Origin of the sequence: Comamonas kerstersii (assembly GCF_008801935.1) — a bacterium.
Taxonomy (GTDB): Bacteria; Pseudomonadota; Gammaproteobacteria; order Burkholderiales; family Burkholderiaceae_C; genus Comamonas; species Comamonas kerstersii.
The window spans coordinates 1-5,476 of sequence record NZ_VZOT01000027.1 but is presented as its reverse complement, the minus strand read 5'-3'; the positions used below and the strand labels follow the sequence as shown (position 1 = coordinate 5,476).

Sequence of the window (5,476 nt, the reverse complement as noted above, 5' to 3'; positions counted from 1 at the left end):
CGAAACTTGAAGAAATTGATCTTCAAGGCATCTTTAACAAGATACAGCCGATAAGCGTGGGCGTTTGAAGGCGAATTGCCAAATCAAACGCTCATGAGAATAGAAGTGAAGTTCACTTCAATTCCGTTTTTATGAGTGGGTCGCAAGACCTTAAATTCAAGATCGAACTGTAGAGTTTGATCCTGGCTCAGATTGAACGCTGGCGGCATGCCTTACACATGCAAGTCGAACGGCAGCACGGACTTCGGTCTGGTGGCGAGTGGCGAACGGGTGAGTAATACATCGGAACGTGCCTAGTAGTGGGGGATAACTACTCGAAAGAGTGGCTAATACCGCATGAGATCTACGGATGAAAGCAGGGGATCGCAAGACCTTGTGCTACTAGAGCGGCCGATGGCAGATTAGGTAGTTGGTGGGATAAAAGCTTACCAAGCCAACGATCTGTAGCTGGTCTGAGAGGACGATCAGCCACACTGGGACTGAGACACGGCCCAGACTCCTACGGGAGGCAGCAGTGGGGAATTTTGGACAATGGGCGAAAGCCTGATCCAGCAATGCCGCGTGCAGGATGAAGGCCTTCGGGTTGTAAACTGCTTTTGTACGGAACGAAAAGCTTCGGGTTAATACCCTGGAGTCATGACGGTACCGTAAGAATAAGCACCGGCTAACTACGTGCCAGCAGCCGCGGTAATACGTAGGGTGCAAGCGTTAATCGGAATTACTGGGCGTAAAGCGTGCGCAGGCGGTTTTGTAAGACAGAGGTGAAATCCCCGGGCTCAACCTGGGAACTGCCTTTGTGACTGCAAGGCTAGAGTACGGCAGAGGGGGATGGAATTCCGCGTGTAGCAGTGAAATGCGTAGATATGCGGAGGAACACCGATGGCGAAGGCAATCCCCTGGGCCTGTACTGACGCTCATGCACGAAAGCGTGGGGAGCAAACAGGATTAGATACCCTGGTAGTCCACGCCCTAAACGATGTCAACTGGTTGTTGGGTCTTCATTGACTCAGTAACGAAGCTAACGCGTGAAGTTGACCGCCTGGGGAGTACGGCCGCAAGGTTGAAACTCAAAGGAATTGACGGGGACCCGCACAAGCGGTGGATGATGTGGTTTAATTCGATGCAACGCGAAAAACCTTACCCACCTTTGACATGGCAGGAATCCTTTAGAGATAGAGGAGTGCTCGAAAGAGAACCTGCACACAGGTGCTGCATGGCTGTCGTCAGCTCGTGTCGTGAGATGTTGGGTTAAGTCCCGCAACGAGCGCAACCCTTGCCATTAGTTGCTACGAAAGGGCACTCTAATGGGACTGCCGGTGACAAACCGGAGGAAGGTGGGGATGACGTCAAGTCCTCATGGCCCTTATAGGTGGGGCTACACACGTCATACAATGGCTGGTACAAAGGGTTGCCAACCCGCGAGGGGGAGCTAATCCCATAAAGCCAGTCGTAGTCCGGATCGCAGTCTGCAACTCGACTGCGTGAAGTCGGAATCGCTAGTAATCGTGGATCAGCATGTCACGGTGAATACGTTCCCGGGTCTTGTACACACCGCCCGTCACACCATGGGAGCGGGTCTCGCCAGAAGTAGGTAGCCTAACCGCAAGGAGGGCGCTTACCACGGCGGGGTTCGTGACTGGGGTGAAGTCGTAACAAGGTAGCCGTATCGGAAGGTGCGGCTGGATCACCTCCTTTCTGGAAAACAAGCAATTCAAGTTTGAACGCCCACACTTATCGGTTGTTGGATGACACCGTCGAGACGAGAGTTTTGATGGCTTGGGTCTGTAGCTCAGCTGGTTAGAGCACCGTCTTGATAAGGCGGGGGTCGTTGGTTCGAGCCCAACTAGACCCACCAAACTTCCAATGCGACAACCCACAATGGGGGATTAGCTCAGCTGGGAGAGCACCTGCTTTGCAAGCAGGGGGTCGTCGGTTCGATCCCGTCATCCTCCACCACAAATTCTTGGTGTAAACACTGAGAATTTAAAAAAGATAGCGCCATGCGGTGCTACAATAGTTGGCTCACTTCAATACAAAAGCAGTCTTGCAAAGACTGCTTTTGTATTGAGCTATTGCTCCATAGGCTGTTCTTTAAAAATTCATAGAGTCGAAAATCAGCGTTGCTGACGGAAACACCTTTGAAGGTGACCGTGCCGTCAGCAACTATTTGATTGCGTCACACGAATTCAACGAACTTGAATTCGATGTAATGACGAATCATTCTCTAGGCTGCGTTGCAAAACGCAACCGAAGAATCATTCACATTACGGCATAACGCGTGAGGTGCAAGACCTCACCAGTCTTTGAACTCCAAATGGCGAACTCTGGCAACAGAGATCAAAGTTATAGGGTCAAGTGACTAAGAGCATATGGTGGATGCCTTGGCGATTACAGGCGATGAAAGACGTGATAGCCTGCGAAAAGCTTCGGGGAGCTGGCAAATAAGCTTTGATCCGGAGATGTCTGAATGGGGAAACCCACCCGCAAGGGTATCAACAGCTCAATACATAGGCTGTTGAAGCGAACCTGGAGAACTGAAACATCTAAGTACCCAGAGGAAAAGAAATCAACCGAGATTCCGATAGTAGTGGCGAGCGAATTCGGAAGAGCCTTCTAGTGATAGTCGACGAGTTAACAAAACGGCATGGAAAGGCCGGCCATAGTAGGTGATAGCCCTGTATGTGAAAACTTGTCGGTGGTACTGAGCTAGAGAAAAGTAGGGCGGGACACGTGTAATCCTGTCTGAATATGGGGGGACCATCCTCCAAGGCTAAATACTCGTAATCGACCGATAGTGAACCAGTACCGTGAGGGAAAGGCGAAAAGAACCCCGGGAGGGGAGTGAAATAGATCCTGAAACCGTATGCTTACAAAAAGTCGGAGCCTCGTAAGGGGTGACGGCGTACCTTTTGTATAATGGGTCAGCGACTTACATTCAGTGGCAAGCTTAACCGAGTAGGGAAGGCGTAGAGAAATCGAGTCCGAATAGGGCGTTTTTAGTCGCTGGGTGTAGACCCGAAACCAAGTGATCTAACCATGGCCAGGATGAAGGTGCCGTAACAGGTACTGGAGGTCCGAACCGACTGATGTTGCAAAATCAGCGGATGAGCTGTGGTTAGGGGTGAAAGGCTAAACAAACTTGGAAATAGCTGGTTCTCTCCGAAAACTATTTAGGTAGTGCCTCAAGTATTACCTGTGGGGGTAGAGCACTGTTTTGGCTAGGGGGTCATGGCGACTTACCAAACCAAGGCAAACTCCGAATACCGCAGAGTACAGCTTGGGAGACAGAGCACCGGGTGCTAACGTCCGGACTCAAGAGGGAAACAACCCAGACCGCCAGCTAAGGTCCCTAAAATTGGCTAAGTGGGAAACGAAGTGGGAAGGCTAAAACAGTCAGGATGTTGGCTTAGAAGCAGCCATCATTTAAAGAAAGCGTAATAGCTCACTGATCGAGTCGTCCTGCGCGGAAGATGTAACGGGGCTAAGCCAGTTACCGAAGCTGCGGATGTGCAATTTATTGCACGTGGTAGGAGAGCGTTCTGTAAGCCTGTGAAGGTGTCTGGTAACGGATGCTGGAGGTATCAGAAGTGCGAATGCTGACATGAGTAGCGTTAAAAGGGGTGAAAAGCCCCTTCGCCGTAAGCGCAAGGTTTCCTACGCAACGTTCATCGGCGTAGGGTGAGTCGGCCCCTAAGGCGAGGCAGAGATGCGTAGCTGATGGGAAACAGGTCAATATTCCTGTACCGATCAATAGTGCGATGTGGGGACGGAGAAGGTTAGCTCAGCCACCTGTTGGAATAGGTGGTTCAAGCGTGTAGTCGTGCCTGGTAGGCAAATCCGCCGGGCTTAGATGAGGCGTGATAACGAGTGTGCTTGCACACGAAGTGAGTGATACCCTGCTTCCAGGAAAAGCCACTAAGCTTCAGCTATTGATTGACCGTACCGCAAACCGACACTGGTGCGCGAGATGAGTATTCTAAGGCGCTTGAGAGAACTCTGGAGAAGGAACTCGGCAAATTGATACCGTAACTTCGGGAGAAGGTATGCCCTCGGTATGTGAAGTTGAACAAACGGAGCAGAAAAGGGTTGCAAAAAATCGGTGGCTGCAACTGTTTAATAAAAACACAGCACTCTGCAAACACGAAAGTGGACGTATAGGGTGTGACGCCTGCCCGGTGCTGGAAGATTAAATGATGGGGTGCAAGCTCTTGATTGAAGTCCCAGTAAACGGCGGCCGTAACTATAACGGTCCTAAGGTAGCGAAATTCCTTGTCGGGTAAGTTCCGACCTGCACGAATGGCGTAATGATGGCCACACTGTCTCCTCCAGAGACTCAGCGAAGTTGAAATGTTTGTGATGATGCAATCTCCCCGCGGAAAGACGGAAAGACCCCATGAACCTTTACTGTAGCTTTGTATTGGACTTTGAACGGATCTGTGTAGGATAGGTGGGAGGCTTTGAAGCCGGGACGCTAGTTCTGGTGGAGCCGACGTTGAAATACCACCCTGGTGCGTTTGAGGTTCTAACCTAGGTCCCTAATCGGGATCGGGGACAGTGCATGGTAGGCAGTTTGACTGGGGCGGTCTCCTCCCAAAGCGTAACGGAGGAGTTCGAAGGTACGCTAGGTACGGTCGGACATCGTGCTAATAGTGCAATGGCATAAGCGTGCTTAACTGCGAGACTGACAAGTCGAGCAGATGCGAAAGCAGGACATAGTGATCCGGTGGTTCTGTATGGAAGGGCCATCGCTCAACGGATAAAAGGTACTCTGGGGATAACAGGCTGATACCGCCCAAGAGTTCATATCGACGGCGGTGTTTGGCACCTCGATGTCGGCTCATCTCATCCTGGGGCTGTAGTCGGTCCCAAGGGTATGGCTGTTCGCCATTTAAAGAGGTACGTGAGCTGGGTTTAAAACGTCGTGAGACAGTTTTGTCCCTATCTTCCGTGGGCGCTGCAGATTTGAGGAAGCCTGCTCCTAGTACGAGAGGACCGGAGTGGACACACCTCTGGTGTACCTGTTGTCACGCCAGTGGCATCGCAGGGTAGCTACGTGTGGAAGAGATAACCGCTGAAAGCATCTAAGCGGGAAACTCGTTTCAAGATGAGATCTGCCGGGGCCTTCGAGCCCCCTGAAGGGTCGTTGTAGACCACGACGTTGATAGGCTGGGTGTGGAAGCGCAGTAATGCGTTAAGCTAACCAGTACTAATTGCCCGTGCGGCTTGACCCTATAACTTTGATACTGCCTGGTGCAGTTCAAAAGACTTATGCCAATGTGCGCAATCGAATAAAAGCTGAGAACAAAGACTCTATGAATTTGATGAGCTGCTAGCGCAGCTCATCCACAGTTTATGCCTGGTGACCATAGCAAGTTGGCCCCACTCCTTCCCATCCCGAACAGGACCGTGAAACGACTTTGCGCCGATGATAGTGCGGATTCCCGTGTGAAAGTAGGTCATCGCCAGGCTCTTACAA

Annotated in this window: 2 tRNA genes and 3 rRNA genes; all 5 read left to right on the top strand. The window is 51.2% G+C overall.

Annotation, left to right across the window (positions count from 1 at the left end):
* The first annotated feature begins 164 nt into the window (after positions 1-164).
* A 16S ribosomal RNA gene (locus tag F7P80_RS16565) occupies positions 165-1,695 on the top strand.
* Between the two features lie 83 nt (positions 1,696-1,778).
* Positions 1,779-1,855: transfer RNA gene (locus F7P80_RS16560), tRNA-Ile, on the top strand.
* 25 nt (positions 1,856-1,880) lie between these two features.
* Positions 1,881-1,956: transfer RNA gene (locus tag F7P80_RS16555), tRNA-Ala, on the top strand.
* 393 nt (positions 1,957-2,349) lie between these two features.
* Positions 2,350-5,231, top strand: a 23S ribosomal RNA gene (locus F7P80_RS16550).
* A gap of 124 nt (positions 5,232-5,355) precedes the next feature.
* Positions 5,356-5,468, top strand: a 5S ribosomal RNA gene (gene rrf / locus F7P80_RS16545).
* Together the 16S, 23S and 5S rRNA genes with 2 tRNA genes alongside form the textbook arrangement of a ribosomal RNA operon.
* Positions 5,469-5,476 lie beyond the last annotated feature (8 nt).